Source organism: Blautia intestinalis (genome assembly GCF_014297355.1).
Lineage (GTDB): Bacteria > Bacillota > Clostridia > Lachnospirales > Lachnospiraceae > Blautia_A > Blautia_A intestinalis.
This window is the reverse complement of the sequence record NZ_JACOQE010000001.1, coordinates 460,903-477,289: the sequence shown is the minus strand read 5'-3', so window position 1 is coordinate 477,289 and position 16,387 is coordinate 460,903. Positions and strand designations below refer to the sequence as shown.

Annotated in this window: 15 protein-coding genes; 1 reads left to right on the top strand and 14 read right to left on the bottom strand. The window is 45.0% G+C overall.

Annotation, left to right across the window (positions count from 1 at the left end; all coding sequences use genetic code 11):
- Positions 1–7: 7 nt before the first annotated feature.
- The 11 genes from hcp to H8Z79_RS02055 form a co-directional block, all read right to left on the bottom strand.
- Entirely contained in the window at positions 8–1,651 is a 1,644-nt protein-coding gene (gene hcp / locus H8Z79_RS02105) for a hydroxylamine reductase (protein WP_015542136.1), read from the bottom strand.
- Positions 1,652–1,813: 162 nt separating this feature from the next.
- A complete protein-coding gene (gene truA / locus H8Z79_RS02100; RefSeq protein WP_015542135.1) occupies positions 1,814–2,554 on the bottom strand; it encodes a tRNA pseudouridine(38-40) synthase TruA in 741 nt (246 codons plus the stop codon).
- Between the two features lie 59 nt (positions 2,555–2,613).
- Positions 2,614–3,417, bottom strand: a complete 804-nt coding sequence (locus H8Z79_RS02095; RefSeq protein WP_015542134.1) for an energy-coupling factor transporter transmembrane component T family protein — start codon at positions 3,415–3,417, stop codon at positions 2,614–2,616.
- The gene (locus H8Z79_RS02090; protein ID WP_118040042.1) at positions 3,410–4,297 is read right to left on the bottom strand and encodes an energy-coupling factor transporter ATPase; all 888 of its coding nucleotides are present in this window, start codon (positions 4,295–4,297) and stop codon (positions 3,410–3,412) included. The genes H8Z79_RS02095 and H8Z79_RS02090 overlap by 8 nt, the downstream gene beginning before the upstream one ends.
- Entirely contained in the window at positions 4,288–5,133 is an 846-nt protein-coding gene (locus H8Z79_RS02085; protein WP_015542132.1) for an energy-coupling factor transporter ATPase, read from the bottom strand. The genes H8Z79_RS02090 and H8Z79_RS02085 overlap by 10 nt, the downstream gene beginning before the upstream one ends.
- A gap of 13 nt (positions 5,134–5,146) precedes the next feature.
- Positions 5,147–5,752: a ribosome biogenesis GTP-binding protein YihA/YsxC gene (gene yihA, locus H8Z79_RS02080; protein ID WP_118040044.1), complete on the bottom strand. Its 606-nt coding sequence runs from the start codon at positions 5,750–5,752 to the stop codon at positions 5,147–5,149.
- Positions 5,753–5,798: 46 nt separating this feature from the next.
- Positions 5,799–8,114 (bottom strand): endopeptidase La, encoded by a 2,316-nt coding sequence (gene lon / locus H8Z79_RS02075; RefSeq protein ID WP_118040046.1) that lies wholly within the window; start codon positions 8,112–8,114, stop codon positions 5,799–5,801.
- 18 nt (positions 8,115–8,132) lie between these two features.
- On the bottom strand, positions 8,133–9,446 hold the full coding sequence (gene clpX, locus H8Z79_RS02070) for an ATP-dependent Clp protease ATP-binding subunit ClpX (protein ID WP_118040048.1): 1,314 nt from the start codon (positions 9,444–9,446) through the stop codon (positions 8,133–8,135).
- 74 nt (positions 9,447–9,520) lie between these two features.
- Positions 9,521–10,102, bottom strand: coding sequence for an ATP-dependent Clp endopeptidase proteolytic subunit ClpP (gene clpP / locus H8Z79_RS02065; protein ID WP_015542128.1), 582 nt, complete (start codon positions 10,100–10,102; stop codon positions 9,521–9,523).
- Between the two features lie 51 nt (positions 10,103–10,153).
- Positions 10,154–11,440, bottom strand: coding sequence for a trigger factor (gene tig / locus H8Z79_RS02060; RefSeq protein ID WP_118040050.1), 1,287 nt, complete (start codon positions 11,438–11,440; stop codon positions 10,154–10,156).
- A 225-nt stretch (positions 11,441–11,665) separates the two neighbouring features.
- Entirely contained in the window at positions 11,666–12,223 is a 558-nt protein-coding gene (locus tag H8Z79_RS02055; protein WP_015542126.1) for a DJ-1 family glyoxalase III, read from the bottom strand.
- A 140-nt stretch (positions 12,224–12,363) separates the two neighbouring features.
- Here H8Z79_RS02055 and H8Z79_RS02050 point away from each other — a divergent pair, with 140 nt between their 5' ends.
- The gene (locus H8Z79_RS02050; RefSeq protein WP_118040052.1) at positions 12,364–12,819 is read left to right on the top strand and encodes a CYTH domain-containing protein; all 456 of its coding nucleotides are present in this window, start codon (positions 12,364–12,366) and stop codon (positions 12,817–12,819) included.
- Positions 12,820–12,833: 14 nt separating this feature from the next.
- Here the strand turns inward: H8Z79_RS02050 and H8Z79_RS02045 are convergent, their stop codons facing one another.
- The 3 genes from H8Z79_RS02045 to H8Z79_RS02035 all read right to left on the bottom strand — a co-directional run bounded on the left by H8Z79_RS02045 (position 12,834) and on the right by H8Z79_RS02035 (position 16,387).
- Positions 12,834–13,295: a hypothetical protein gene (locus H8Z79_RS02045; RefSeq protein ID WP_015542124.1), complete on the bottom strand. Its 462-nt coding sequence runs from the start codon at positions 13,293–13,295 to the stop codon at positions 12,834–12,836.
- A gap of 17 nt (positions 13,296–13,312) precedes the next feature.
- On the bottom strand, positions 13,313–14,869 hold the full coding sequence (locus H8Z79_RS02040; protein WP_015542123.1) for an ABC-F family ATP-binding cassette domain-containing protein: 1,557 nt from the start codon (positions 14,867–14,869) through the stop codon (positions 13,313–13,315).
- 219 nt (positions 14,870–15,088) lie between these two features.
- Positions 15,089–16,387, bottom strand: a complete 1,299-nt coding sequence (locus tag H8Z79_RS02035) for a dicarboxylate/amino acid:cation symporter (protein WP_015542122.1) — start codon at positions 16,385–16,387, stop codon at positions 15,089–15,091.

Here is a 16,387-nt window from a genome sequence, read left to right as displayed (position 1 = left end):
TCTTTCTTTATCCAATCAGGTTTGCAAGATCCTCTTCTACTGTCCCGATTCCACTGATTCCGAAGTTATCTACCAGAATCTTTGCCACATTCGGAGAAAGGAATGCCGGCAGTGTCGGTCCGAGATGGATATTTTTGACTCCAAGCGCGAGAAGCGCCAGAAGGACGATGACCGCTTTCTGCTCATACCACGCAATATTGTAGACGATTGGAAGCTCATTGATATCGTTCAGTTCAAAAATTTCTTTCAGTTTCAGTGCAATGACTGCAAGTGAATAGGAATCGTTGCACTGTCCTGCATCCAGAACTCTCGGAATGCCACCGATATCTCCGAGATTCAGCTTATTGTATTTATATTTTGCACATCCTGCAGTAAGAATTACAGTATCTTTCGGCAGTCCTTTTGCAAAATCAGTATAATAATTTCGGGACTTTGCACGTCCGTCGCAGCCTGCCATTACGACAAATTTGCGGATTGCTCCGGATTTTACTGCTTCTACGATCTTATCTGCCAGCGCGAAGACCTGCGCATGTGCAAACCCACCGATGATCTCACCATGTTCAATCTCTTCCGGCGCCTGACACTGCTTCGCCTTAGCAATGATTTCTGAAAAATCTTTTTCTTCTCCGACACCGCCCGGAATATGGGTGCATCCCGGATAAGAAGCTGCACCCGTCGTATACATACGGTCTTTGTAGCTGTCCTTTGGCGGAACGATGCAGTTCGTTGTCATCAGGATCGGACCATGGAAACTCTCAAACTCCTCTTTCTGTTTCCACCATGCATTTCCATAATTTCCGATAAAATTCGGATATTTTTTGAACGCCGGATAGTAATGCGCCGGAAGCATTTCGGAATGAGTGTAGATATCCACACCCGTTCCCTGCGTCTGTTCAAGAAGCATTTCCAAATCGTGCAGGTCATGTCCCGAAACAAGGATACCCGGATTTTTGCCGACTCCGATATTAACTTTTGTGATCTCAGGATTTCCGTAAGCTGCTGTATTAGCCTTGTCAAGAAGTTCCATCACACGAACGCCGAAATTTCCTGTCTCGAGAGTCAATGCGGTAAGTTCTTCTGCCGAGAGAGCATCATCCGTTGTTACCGCAAGTGCTTTCTGGAGAAACGCGTCGATCTCCTCATCCGTATGTGCAAGTGCTGCTGCATGTTTCGCATAGGCTGCCAGTCCTTTCAGACCGTAGGTGATCAGTTCTCGAAGACTTCGGATATCTTCATTCTCTGTGGCAAGAATTCCTACGTGCGAAGCTTTATCTTCAAAAGTATCTTCTGTACCGTTCCAGAATGCAGCTTCCGGGAGATCATCTCTGTTTTCGACTTTTTTCAGAAGTTCTTCTTTGATCTCCAGCGTTTCTTTGATTCGTGTAATGATAGATTCTTTATCAAAATTTGCATTTGTGATCGTTGTAAACAGATTTACAATAATTTGATGATTGATATTATCATCTATTTCTTTTCCTTCGCTTCGAAGCTGTGTGGTCACTGCTGAAATGCCTTTTGTCACATAGACCAGCAGATCCTGCATGGCTGCAACATCCGGTTTCTTTCCACATACCCCTGATACTGTACATCCGCTGCAGCCTGCAGTTTCCTGACACTGAAAGCAAAACATCTTATTTTCTTTTTTATCCATGGTTAAACCTCCTTATGGTCTCTCTGTATAGTTTCTTTGTAAATCCAATATAATATACATCTCACTATAAAGACGTGGTTATAACCACATACATAAAAACGCAAAAAAGACGGACATAAAAATCCGTCTTCTTTCAATGCATATAATAATTAAATTTCATTTTCAGTCAAAAAATTCAATTCCCATCAGCGTCAGTCCGTGTGCCGGCGCGGTCGGTCCGGATACAGAGCGGTCACAGGCATCGAGGATTTTCTTCACACGCTCCGGAGGATACTGTCCGTTTCCGACCTGAATCAGTGTTCCTGCAATGATGCGGACCATGTTGTAAAGAAATCCCTCTCCCTTTACACGGATCGTCACAATGTCACCGTCTCTCCACACATCAATTCCTGTAATAGTACGAACTGTGGACTTTACCTGCGCACCTGTTCCGCAGAAACTTGCAAAATCATGTCGTCCGATCAGATAAGAGGTCGCTTCCCGCATCTTTTCTATATCAAGTTTGTAATGATAAAAATAAGAATACAAACGCTCTGTCGGCACCGGAAATTTACGGTTCAGTATCCGGTATTCGTATGTTTTTTCACTGTCGCAGTATCTCGGATGAAAATCCGGCTCCACTTCTTCTGATAACTGAATGCGGATATCTTCCGGCAGTCTCTGATTGAGTGCATAGGAAATCTTTTCTCCCGGAATACGAGTATTCGTATCAAAAACGGCTACATTTCCGAGTGCATGAACGCCTGCATCGGTACGGCTTGCACCCATGATCTCAATTTTTTCTCCAAGAAGGTCAGAAAGTGCATCGTTAAGCACACCCTGAATCGTGATTCCGTTTGGCTGAATCTGCCATCCACTGTAATTCGTTCCGTCATAGGCAACTACAAGTCCAACTCTTTTCATCTTGTCCTCCATTTATGGTAAAAATGGTTCCCGCCTTTTACAGCAAGAACCATCCTTATTTATAAACCGGCCATGCGAAATCCGATCGCTACTGCAAGATATGCAAACAGGATCAGGTATGCAATATGGTCTCGTTTCTTATATTTCAGCGGTTTCATCTGGGTACGGTCATCGCCCCCGTGATAACACCGTGCTTCCATCGCCATTGCAAGATCATTCGCACGGCGGAAAGCAGAAATAAACAGCGGCACCAGAAGCGGCACCATGTTTTTTACTTTCTGGATCAGATTTCCGTTTTCAAAATCTGCACCTCTCGCGATCTGTGCTTTCATGATCTTGTCCGTTTCTTCCAGAAGAATAGGAATAAAACGAAGTGCAATCGACATCATCATTGCAATCTCATGTACCGGGACATGGATCTTATTCAGTGGACGAAGGCTTTTTTCCAGTCCGTCGGTCAGCTGATTCGGAGTAGTCGTCAGTGTCATAAGCGAAGAGCCGATTACCAGATAGATCAGTCGGATTGCCATGCGGACTGCCATGGAAACACCTTCTTTTGTGATCTTGAAGATTCCAAAAGTAACGATTGCCTCACCCGGTGTCAGAAAAATATTAAACACCATAGTGATCAGCAGGATCATAAAGATTGCTTTCAGTCCCTTAAAGATAAACTTCACCGGAACTGTGGAAATCAGGATCATTCCTGCCAGAAATACGGTTGCTACCGCATATCCGACTACAGTATGAAATAAAAATACCGATATAATAAAAATCAGTGTACCGGCAAGCTTTGTCCGTGGATCCAGCTTATGGATCGGTGACTTTGCCGGGTAATACTGTCCGATCGTAATATCTCTAATCATTCAGAGCTCCTCCTTTCAGTAAAGGAGAGTTCATTTCTTTCAGTGCATGCAGAATATCCGCTCTGGCTTCCTCGACAGTTGTGTCAGAAGGATCTACCGGAAGTCCTTTTTCTTTCAAAGCATGCATGATATAGGTAATCTGCGGTGCAGCAAGTCCCATCTCTTCCAACTCTTTGTAATGCGCAAAGACCTTTTTCGGAGTATCGTCAAATGCGATCTTACCGTGATTTACCACGATCAGACGTTCTACATATTTCGCAACGTCTTCCATGCTGTGTGAAACCAGGATGATCGTGATTCCGCGGACTTTATGAAGTTCTGCGATCTGGTCAAGGATCTCATCCCTTCCCTTCGGATCAAGTCCTGCGGTCGGCTCATCCAGAATCAGGATCTTTGGATTCATTGCAAGAACACCGGCGATTGCCACACGCTTTTTCTGTCCGCCGGAGAGATCAAATGGAGACTTGTCAAAATTTTTTTCTTTGAAACCGACCTGAAGCAGTGCTTTTCTCGCTTCTTTCTCTGCTTCTTCCCTGCTTTTGCCCTGGTTCATCGGTCCGAAACAAACGTCTGAAAGAACATCACTCTCAAAAAGCTGATGTTCCGGGTACTGGAAAACAAGTCCTACTTCGCTTCGAAGTGCTCTTCTGTTGTAGTTTTCTGCCCAGACATCCTCACCATTGTATGATACTGTGCCGGAAGTCGGCCGGATCAATGCATTCAGATGTTGGATCAATGTAGATTTCCCGCTTCCTGTATGTCCGATCACACCGATAAACTGTCCATCCGGAATGTTCAGATTAATTTCTTTCAGTGCGTGGATCTCATAAGAGGTTCCCGGGCTGTATGTGTAAGTTACGTTTTTCAGTTCTATTGACATAAGGCATTTACCAACTCTTCCGTAGTAAGGATTCCATCCGGAATGTCTACACCGGACTGTTTCAGTTCATGTGCAAGCAGTGTTACCTGCGGCACATCCAGACGATATTTCTTCAGTGTCTCTACCTGTGAAAAGATCTCCTTCGGAGTTCCCTCCATCACTACATGACCATCGTCCATGACAACCACACGATCGGCATCGATCACTTCTTCCATGTAGTGTGTGATCAGAACGACCGTCACATTTTCCTGACGATTCAGCTGATGAACTGCTTCCAGTACTTCTTTTCGTCCGTTCGGATCCAACATGGCAGTCGGTTCATCCAGAACGATACACTGCGGACGCATCGCCATGACACCGGCAATCGCCACACGCTGTTTCTGTCCACCGGATAGTTTATTCGGTGAATGATGACGATATGCAGTCATTCCTGTCTTTGCAAGGCTTTCGTCCACACGTTTCCAGATATCTCCTGTAGATATCCCCATATTCTCCGGTCCGAATCCCACATCTTCCTCAACTACGGTACCGATGATCTGGTTATCCGGATTCTGGAATACCATACCTGCTTTCTGCCGCACTTTCCAGAGTTCCGGCTCTTTCGACGTATCGATTCCATCAATCCAGATGGTTCCCTCTGTCGGGAGCAATAACGCATTAATGTGTTTTGCAAACGTAGATTTACCAGATCCGTTATGTCCAAGCACTGCAACAAATTCACCCGGCTGAATATCAAGGTCAACACTGTCAACCGCTCTCTGCGTATCTTCTACATTTCCGTCTTCATCATATCTTAAATAGTCAAATGTCAGTTTTGCCGCTTTGATGATTCCCATCTTTTTAGTCCTTTCAGGCTTCCTCGGAAGGTTCGCCACCGGTCAGAGATTCGATCAGTTCCCAGATTTCATCTCTTCCCTGCTTTGTCTCAGCAGAATACGGAATCACAGTGGTTCCCTTTCTTAACTGAAGGCCTTCTCTTATCGCCTTCAGATTCTTCTGAACCTGACTGCGTTTCAGTTTATCCAGTTTCGTTGCAATAATAATCGGCTCATAGCCATTATGAAGGATCCATTCATACATCTGTCTGTCATTTGCAGACGGATCATGACGGATATCGATCAGAAGAAAAACGGCTTTGAGATTGTGGGAAGTATGCAGATAATTCTCGATCATCTTTCCCCATTTTTCTTTTTCTGCCGGTGTCACACGGGCATATCCGTATCCCGGAAGATCGACCAGATCCAATTCATCATTGATCTTGTAAAAATTGATTGTCTGTGTCTTGCCCGGCTGCGCACTGGTGCGCGCCAGTGCCTTCCGGTTCATCAGACCATTGATCAGTGAAGATTTGCCGACGTTGGATTTGCCGGCAAAAGCCACTTCCGGCAAACCGGTATCCGGAATCTTACTTGTGATTCCGCATACGATATCTAAAACTGCACTTTTTATAACCATAAAGTCCTCTTTCGATAACTGTTCAAGTCTTTGCAAGTTACTTCTGTCAATTTGCAAGCGCCTCATGGAGCACTTCATTCATATTTTCTACAAAGGAGATTTTCAGACCGTCAAGGATCTCATCGTCCATCTCCTGAATATCCGGTTTGTTCTGCTTCGGGACAAGTACCTGTCTGATCTTGGCATATTTGGCTGCAAGAAGTTTTTCTTTCAGTCCGCCGATCGGAAGTACATGACCACGGAGTGTGATTTCACCGGTCATGGCTACATCTGCGCGCACTTCTCTGCCGATGATTGCAGAAAGCATCGCTGTAGCCATCGTAATACCCGCAGAAGGTCCGTCTTTCGGAACTGCACCTTCCGGAATATGTACGTGAATATCATTTTCCTGGAAAAATTCCGGCGAAATATCATAATCGGATGCTACAGAACGGATGTAAGAAATGCCTGCCTGAGCAGATTCTTTCATGACATCTCCGAGCTGTCCGGTAAGTACAAGTTCTCCCTTGCCCGGCATGACATTGACCTCGATCTGAAGTGTATCACCTCCGACCTGTGTCCATGCAAGTCCTCTGGCGATTCCGACTTCGTCTTTCTTATTTGCCATCAGATAACTGTATCTGGCTTTGCCGAGAAAATCTTCAAGATTTTTGCCTTTGACTGTGATCTTCTTCTTGTCATTTTCCATAATTTCACGTGCTGCTTTACGACAGATCTGACCGATCTTACGCTCCAGTCCACGCACACCGGCCTCACGGGTGTAGAGTGTAATGATCTTGCGAAGTGCGGATGGCTGAATCGTCAGTGCTCCTTTCGGAATACCGTTTACTTCCAGCTGTTTCGGAATCAGATGCTCTTTCGCAATGTGTTCTTTTTCATTTTCGGTATAACCGGAAATTTCAATGACTTCCATACGGTCAAGAAGCGGTCTCGGAATACCGTCCATATCATTTGCGGTCGCAATAAATAATACTTCGGAAAGATCCTGCGGAACTTCTACATAATGATCGTTAAACCGACTGTTCTGCTCCGGATCGAGCACCTCGAGAAGTGCTGCAGAAGTATCACCTTTATAGTCACTGCTTGTCTTATCGATCTCATCAAGAAGCATCAGCGGATTGCTGACACCTGCCTGTGAAAGCGCTTCCGTGATACGTCCCGGCATAGCGCCCACATAAGTCTTTCTGTGGCCGCGGATTTCTGCCTCATCACGGACACCGCCAAGACAAATGCGGACGTATTTTTTATTCAATGCCTCTGCTACAGACTTTGCAATGGAGGTCTTACCTGTTCCCGGAGGGCCTACAAGACAGAGGATCGGACTCTTGCCTCCACCTGTCAGCTTACGGACAGCAAGGAATTCCATGATGCGTTCCTTGACATCTTTGAGCCCGTAATGTCCTTCTTCGAGAATTTCCCAGGCCTTTTTCAGGTCTGTGAAATCTTCGGATTTTTTGTCCCATGGGAGAGCAAGAAGTGTCTCGATATAAGTGCTCAGCACACTGCTTTCTGCTGCACTGCTGTTCATACTCTTAAAGCGGTCGATTTCTTTGTTCAGTTTGTCTTTGACTTCTCTGGAAGCCTGAAGTTCACTGACCTTTTTGCGGTATTCTTCCGCAATATCACTGGTACTTTCCTCTCCCAGTTCCTCACGGATGACTTTAAGCTGCTCTCTCAGGATATAATCTCTCTGATTCTTGTCCACACGGGATTTAAGCTTGCGCTGCAGATCGTGACCGATCTGAAACACTTCAATCTCATTTGTGAGGATTGCAGCAAGCACCTCATAGCGGTCCTCAAGGCTGACTGCCTCGAGGATTTTCTGTTTGTTCTGATAACTCAGCGGAACATTTACCGAAACCTGTGTGATCAGCTGATCGATATCCTCAATGTTCATGATCTTTGCTGCCAGGTCTTTGCTGATTTTTCCGCTTTCCATGCAATATCTCTGAAAGAGTTCCTGAATACTCCGGAACATTGCTTCATTCAGAGACTTCGTATATTTCGTGCTGTCAGGCTCAAAAAGTGCCGTCTCTGCCTGCAGAAACGGCTCCTCCTGATCCAGACTTAGAAGTTCCGCACGTTCAATTCCTTCCACCAGCACTCTGAGCAGATCCTGCGGGAGCTTTACTACCTGCTTGATATAGGCAACGGTTCCCACCTGATACAGATCAGTCAGCTTCGGTGTCTCTGTCTCGGGATCCTTCTGTGTGACCAGAAAAATTCTCTGATCATGAAGCATTGCCGCCTCTATCGCTTTGATCGAACGTTCTCTGCTTACATCAAAGTGTACGATCATTTCCGGAAGGATCGTTGTGCCGCGCAAAGCGATTGCCGGAAGGATGCTGATTGACTGTTTCATATATTTTCAATCCCTTCTTTAAGCCGTCTCCGGCTTTCCTGTCTTTCTGGAACGGGAATTTCTTCTTGTGGTATTCTGCTGTACAGCAGGCTGTTCACCATGAACCACTTCCGGTTCTCCGGTTCCGTCTACTGCATCTTTTGTGATGGTGCACTTGCATATCGTATTGTCGGAAGGAGTACGATACATCAGATCCATCAGAGATTTCTCCATGATGGAACGAAGTCCTCTGGCACCGGTCTTACGCTCCAGAGATTTTCTCGCTACTTCTTTGAGGGCATCTTCCTCAAATTCAAGCTCTACACCATCCAGCTCGAATAATTTGTGATACTGTTTGGTCAGAGAGTTCTTGGGCTCTTTGAGGATACGGATCAGTGCTTCCTCATCCAGTCCGTCAAGTGTGACCACAATCGGTACACGACCGATAAATTCCGGAATCAGACCATATTTGATAAAGTCTTCCGGCATAACGTCCTTCAGGACTTCTCCGATATTTCTCTCTTCCTGAACAGAAACATCTGCGCCAAATCCAATGGACTTGGTATCCTGGCGGGCTTCGATCGTCTTTTCGATACCGTCAAATGCACCACCACAGATAAACAGGATGTTTGTCGTATCGATCTGGATAAATTCCTGATGCGGATGCTTACGTCCACCCTGCGGCGGAACGCTTGCAACTGTACCTTCAAGGATTTTCAGAAGTGCCTGCTGTACACCTTCACCGGATACATCTCTGGTGATAGATGCATTTTCGGATTTACGTGTGATCTTGTCGATCTCATCGATGTAGATGATACCGTACTGTGCACGCTCGATGTCATAATCTGCCGCCTGAATGATCTTCAGAAGAATGTTCTCAACATCCTCGCCTACATAACCTGCTTCGGTAAGTGTGGTTGCATCTGCGATTGCAAAAGGTACATTCAGAAGTCTGGCAAGTGTCTGCGCAAGCAGTGTTTTACCGGAACCTGTCGGTCCAAGCATCAGAATGTTGCTTTTCTGTAACTCCACATCCAGATTTCTGGATGCTGTAATTCTCTTGTAATGATTATATACAGCCACAGACAGAGCTTTCTTAGCTTCGTCCTGACCGATGACATAATCGTCCAGAATCTTATGGATCTCCTCAGGTTTTAAAAGGTTGATGTCTGAATCATAAACATCCTCCGTATCATACTGAGCCAGTTCCTCTTCCATAATTTCCGAGCAGATACCAATGCATTCATCACAGATAAAAACACCATCCGGTCCTGCGATCAGCTTGCGCACCTGATCCTCAGATTTGTGACAAAAAGAGCATCTGACTTTTCCTTCTCTCATTTTTTCTGCCATAAATAGTTCTCTTTTCCTTTCAGTTTGATATGGCACAAAAGGAACCCCCTGAAAAGAGGTTCCTTCTGTCTGCTTTATTTATGCTCGACAACACCATCGATCAGTCCGTATGCCTTTGCTTCTTCAGCAGTCATATAATTATCGCGGTCTGTGTCTTTTTCCACTACTTCGTAAGGCTGTCCTGTGTTTTCTGCCAGGATCTCATTCAAAGTCCGTTTCGTCTGGGCAATGTGATCAGCCACGATCTGAATCTCGGTTGCCTGACCCTGCGCCCCGCCTGACGGCTGATGAATCATGATCGTTGAGTGTGGCAGGGCATATCTCTTGCCCTTCGTTCCGCCTGCCAGAAGGAAAGCACCCATGCTGGCTGCCATTCCGAGACAGATTGTAGAAACATCACACTTAATGTATTTCATGGTATCATAAATAGCCATGCCTGCAGTTACAGAACCACCCGGGCTGTTGATGTATAACTGAATATCCTTGCTCGGATCCTCTGCCTCAAGAAACAGAAGCTGTGCCACGATAATGCTTGCACTTACATCATTTACTTCCTCGCCAAGAAAGATAATACGGTCTTTCAGAAGACGGGAGTAAATGTCATAGCTTCTTTCTCCTCTGCTTGTCTGTTCAATGACATATGGTACTAAACTCATATATAAATGCCTCCATTCGTCAATTCCAGTGGTTCAGGATCTAACGTCTGCTCAGGCTTCCTTTGCTTCGTCAGCAATGAGAGTTACGGCTTTCTGTACAGCCATATCTTTCTTCATCTGCTCTAACTCGCGGTCACCAAGCAATTCTTTGATCTTCTCCACTTCCATCTTATATGCATCAGCCATTTTCTTGAATTCTTCTTCAACTTCTTCCTCTGTTGGCTGAATGTTTTCAACTTCTGCGATCTTTTCAAGAACAAGTCTTGTCTGGATTCTCTTGAGAGCCTGCGGTTTCATTTCTTCCTGCATTTTGTCAAGAGTCATTCCTGTGAACTGGAAGTACTGTTCCATGGTAAGTCCCTGAGACTGCATTCTTCTGGAGAAGTCATCCAGCATCTGACGAACCTGTGTATTCAGCATAGCGTCCGGAATATCCATCTCAGCGTTTTCGATTGCTTTATCTACTGCTGCATTTTCTTTTGCAGTACGTGCAGCTTTTTCTTTCTTTTCTGTCAGGTTTTTCTTAACGTCTTCTTTGTACTCTGCAAGAGTATCAAATTCGGAAACATCCTGTGCGAAATCGTCGTCAAGTTCCGGAAGCTCTTTTGCTTCTACTTTCTTAACGTCACACTGGAATACAGCTTCTTTGCCTGCAAGCTCTTTTGCCTGATATTCTTCCGGGAATGTAACCTTAACTTCTACGTGGTCACCTGCTTTGGAGCCAACGAGCTGATCTTCGAATCCCGGGATGAAGGAGTTGGAACCAAGTGTCAGCGGATAATCTGTACCTTTGCCGCCTTCAAATGCTTCTCCATCAACAAATCCTTCGAAGTCGATTGTAGTGATGTCGCCGTTTTCTGCTCCACGGTCTTCAACTGTAACTGTTCTGGAGTTTTTCTCCTGCTCTTTCTTCAGTTCAGCTTCAACGTCTTCGTCTGTTACTTCTGTCTCAGACTTCGGAACTTCTACACCTTTGTACTCACCAAGAGTAACTTCCGGTTTAACAGCAACTTCTGCTGTGAAGATGAATGCTTTTCCCGGCTCAGCCTGTGTTACATCGATTTCCGGCTGGGAAACGATTTCAAGATCACATTCTTCCAGTGCTTTGCTGTAGTGCTCTGGAATCAGAGCGTTTGCAGCGTCTTCAAGGAAGATTCCTTTTCCGTACATCTGCTCGATCATTTTTCTCGGTGCTTTACCTTTACGGAATCCAGGAAGAGTGATTCTTCCTTTTGCTTTCTGGTATGCAGCCTGCATAGCTTTCTCTAAATCTTCAGCAGAAACCTCGATTGTCAGTTTCGCCATGTTTTTTTCCAGTTTTTCCACCTGTAAACTCATGTTTCCTGTTCCTCCTTAATTTTCAGGTTAGATCTCTTATATTCGTAACCGCTCTGTACTTTTACAGTTACTTATATTCTAACTTTTCCTTTATTCCTGCGCCGTCTGGCGGCTTCAGGCAACTGTACCTCCATATAATGAGATACAATTACAGTCATTATCGTAGTATAGCACAATGTCTTTAAAAACACCAGTATTTTTTTATGAAAAGCCCTTGTTTTTCCCTTATTTTCGGCTATATACCACGGATTCTGCGATTTCATCCGCTGTTTTTTCACCCAGAAGCTGTCCGATCAGGCTGAGTGCAAAATCAACCGCTGTTCCCAGACCACGGCTCGTTGTGACATTGCCGTCGATGACAACACTGTCCAGAGAACGCTCTGCTCCTTTTAATCCGTCCATGCAGGATGGGTATGCGGTCGCTTTTCTGCCTTCAAGAAATCCCAGTGTGGCAAATACGGTCGGTGCTGCACAGATGGCTGCGACCTTTTTGCCCTGTTTATAAAAATCTGTCAGGAGATCACAGAGCGGCTGATATTCTCCGAGATATTTTGTGCCCGGCATGCCACCCGGGATCACAAGCATGTCCGCATCAGAAAAATCGGTTTCTTTAAAAGCAAGGTCTGTCTGCATATGGATTCCGTGAGAAGTGGTGATGTCCCTGATCTCCTTAATGGAAACTGTCTTTATATCGATCTGTGCGCGGCGCATCAGATCGACTACAGTCAGTCCTTCAATGTCTTCAAATCCGTCTGCCAGAAAAATATATACTTTTTTGCTCATAAAAAGCTCCTCCCTTATGATATATTGGCTTTGCTGTCTGCCCGTTGTTTTATTGCCATTCTGTCATTCAGTATAGCATTTCCCGCCCAAAAGGGATATACTAAATCTGAAAATATCATAATTGATCAAGGAGTTTTACTATGGAAATCGAAAGAAAATATCTGATAGAAAAAGAACAGCTTCCGGCGAATCTTGCATCTTATCCGTTTCATAAGATCGAGCAGGGATATCTCTGTACTTCACCTGTCGTTCGCATCCGCAGACAGGATGACGATTATTTTCTCACTTACAAATCAAAAGGTCTCATGGCCAGAGAAGAATATAATCTTCCGCTGACACAGGAGGCTTATGAACATTTGAAATCTAAGGCAGACGGTCTTGTCATCTCCAAGACACGTTATCTGCTTCCGGAAAAAGACAGTCTGACGATCGAGCTTGACGTTTTTCATGCGGATTATGAGGGACTGTTTCTGGCGGAAGTAGAATTTCCATCCGAAGAAGCAGCGAATTCCTACACACCACCGGCATGGTTCGGGCGTGATGTCACCTTCTCTTCTGATTATCATAACAGTACATTAAGCAAGGGCAGGAAATAATCCCGCCCTTACTTTTATTTGCATTCTGTTTTCTCTGCTGTCTCATCTTTACTTCTTTTAAATGGTTCATGTGCCATGTCACTGTCCTCTGTCATAAGGAATTTACGGATAGCAAACAGGATTGCAATGGCAATGACACCGATCAGTGTCTGCACCGGATCCATATGCTCGACCACCATCTGTCTTGCCGTTGCAAACAGCAGTACCTCAACAACTGTCTGTGCAGAATGGCGGCAGAGCATTTTTACAAACTCCACCCCCACAACAAGCGACAGTGCATTTGCAAGAAACTCTGTAAAAAAATCAATGTCCATATTCAGAATGGAAATTTCAGTGATCGTATAGATCAGCCGGATACCCGTCAGTGCGATCACGATCAGGATCACGATGGAAAGTACGATTTCCGTGTATCTGGCAACATTGTAGATTCCCTCGTTAAAATGTTTCCTTATTCTGTGGTTTATTTCTTTTTGCATAAAGGCTCTCCCCGTACTTAAAAGATTTTGGTGGTCCACCTGCTCATATCCCAGACCTCATTTACCACATCCTGATAAAACTCCGGTTCATGGCAGATCAGAAGGATACTGCCTCTGTATTCCTTAAGTGCACTTTTCAGCGCATCCTTTGCATCTACATCAAGATGGTTGGTCGGCTCATCCAGAAGCAGGACATTTGTGTCTCTGTTTACAAGCTTGCACAGACGTACCTTCGCCTGCTCGCCACCACTTAAAACACGTACCTGACTCTCGATATGTTTGGTAGTCAGTCCGCATTTCGCAAGTGCTGAACGGATCTCATACTGTGTATAAGACGGAAATTCCTGCCAGAGTTCCTCGATACAGGTTGTCTTATTGTCGCCTTTTACTTCCTGCTCAAAATAGCCAATTTCCAGATTTTCACCTCGTTCGCAGTTTCCTTTGAGTGCCGGGATCAGTCCGAGAATACTCTTTAAAAGTGTCGTTTTTCCGATTCCGTTTGTTCCGACCAGTGCGATCTTCTGTCCACGCTCCATGGTAAAATTCAATGGTCTGGACAGTGGCTCATCATAGCCGATCACAAGGTCATGCGTCTCAAACAGCATTTTCCCCGGAGTACGTCCATAACGGAAATTAAACTCCGGCTTCGGCTTTTCTGCTGCCAGCTCGATCACATCCATCTTGTCCAGCTTTTTCTGACGGGACATCGCCATGTTTCTGGTGGAAACACGCGCTTTATTTCTTGCAACAAAATCTTTCAGTTCGCTGATTTCCTGCTGCTGACGACGGTATGCCGCTTCCAGCTGTGCTTTCTTCACTGCATAAACTTCCTGAAAATGGTCATAGTCGCCGACATAACGGTTCAGCTCCTGATTCTCCATATGATAAATGATATTTACTACCTCATTGAGGAACGGGATATCATGTGAGATCAGAATAAATGCATTTTCATAATCAAGAAGATAGCGTTTCAGCCACGCAATATGTTCTTCATCAAGATAGTTGGTCGGCTCATCCAGAAGCAGGATATCCGGTTTTTCCAGAAGCAGTTTGCCGAGAAGGACTTTTGTTCTCTGTCCGCCACTCAGGTCTGTAACATCACGGTCAAGTCCCAGATCCAGAAGTCCGAGTGCTCTTGCAACTTCTTCGACTTTGGAATCAATGACATAAAAATCATGTAATGTCAGTTCATCCTGAATTGTTCCCAGTTCTTCCATCAGGGCATTCATTTCTTCTTCATCCGCACTTCCAAGAAGGTCACAGATTTCATTCATTCTCTGTTCCTTCTGAAGAAGCGGGTCAAAAGCAGATTTCAGCACTTCCTGGATCGTCATTCCTTTTTCCAGAACCGCATGCTGGTCGAGATAACCTGCGCGGACGTTTTTGGCCCATTCCACCTTACCTTCATCCGGCATCAGTTTTCCGGTAACAATACTCATAAAAGTAGACTTACCTTCACCATTCGCGCCGACAAGTCCGATATGCTCTCCTTTCAGAAGTCTGAAAGAAACATCTGCGAAGATTGCTCTGTCGCCAAAGCCATGTGTCAGATGTTCAACATTCAATATACTCATATTTATTCTCGCTTTCGTTAAAGTGATATGTCTGAATCCTGCCGGAACTTATTCCTCAGTAATCCGGCTCTCTCGTATTATAGCCGAAGCCCTGTGACAAATGCAACCTGTTTTGTGTTTGCGTAATCCACCATATCAGCCTGTTTATTACATATGGCACAAAAAACGGCCGCACACTTCCTGTGTACAGCCGTTTTTGCTGAAATCAATGTAAAAAGATTATGCTGTTTCGTTGAATACTTTTTTGTCCAGCGCGCCATTCTGATGTGCAACGATAGTTGTGCAGACAGCATCACCTGTAATGTTGACTGCAGTTCTGGTCATATCGAGGATACGGTCAATACCCATGATGAGACCGATCGCCTCAACCGGAAGACCTACGGAGTTAAATACCATAGTCAGGGTTACCAGACCAACACTCGGAACACCTGCCGTACCTACAGAAGCAAGTGTTGCAGTTCCGATAACTGTCACATAATCCATCGGACTTAAATGAATACCGAATGCCTGGGCTGCAAAAACTACAGCTACACCCTGCATGATAGAAGTACCATCCATGTTGATGGTCGCACCCAGCGGAATAGTAAAGGACGAAATCTTCTTGGATACGCCGACTTTTTTGGACAGCGTATCAATAGACATCGGAATGGTCGCATTAGACGTTGCAGTAGAAAATGCGAATGCCATAACCGGGAAGAATTTCTTGATGAAACGGATCGGATTCAGACCTGTAAAGATCTTGAGCAGAATCTGATATACACCGAAACACTGAATAGCCAGTGCCAGCAGTACACCGATCATATACTTTGCCAGCGGAATAAATGCACTGAAACCGATATTCGCAAATGTACGGCTGATCAGACAGAATACACCGATTGGGGCAAGGCTCATGATCATCATGGTCATTTCCATCATGATATCATTAAACTGGCTGAAGAAGTTTGCAACTGTCTCTGCACGCTCGCCCATTTTTGCAAGAATCACACCGACGATCAATGCAAATACGATAACCTGAAGCATGCTTCCGCTTGCCAGAGAATTGATCGGGTTGTCCGGAATGATATTCAGGATCGTATCGGTAAGCGATGTTGCTTCCATGGTTTCTACAGAAGCTGCCGAAGACTGAATCGCGCTCATATCAAGGCCGATACCAGGATTGATCAGATTACCGACACCAAGCGCAACGCAAACTGCCATTGCTGTAGTTGCAAGATAAAATACCAGGGTTCTCACACCCACCGTACCGAGTTTTTTTGTATCTCCAATTGCCATACTTCCGCAGATCAGAGAGCAGAATACCAGCGGTACAACCAGCATCTTCATCAGACGGATAAATCCCTGTCCAATGACATAGAGAACACCTTCAATAATTACATCTTTTTTGAAACTGCTGTCCGGAACCAGATAGCAGAGCACGATACCAAGAATCGCTCCCGCGATCAGCGCGATAAAGATCCTGGTCGTCAGCCCTATCGCTTTTTTGTTCGGAGTTTTTGCTTGTGTGTTTTTTTCTTTCAT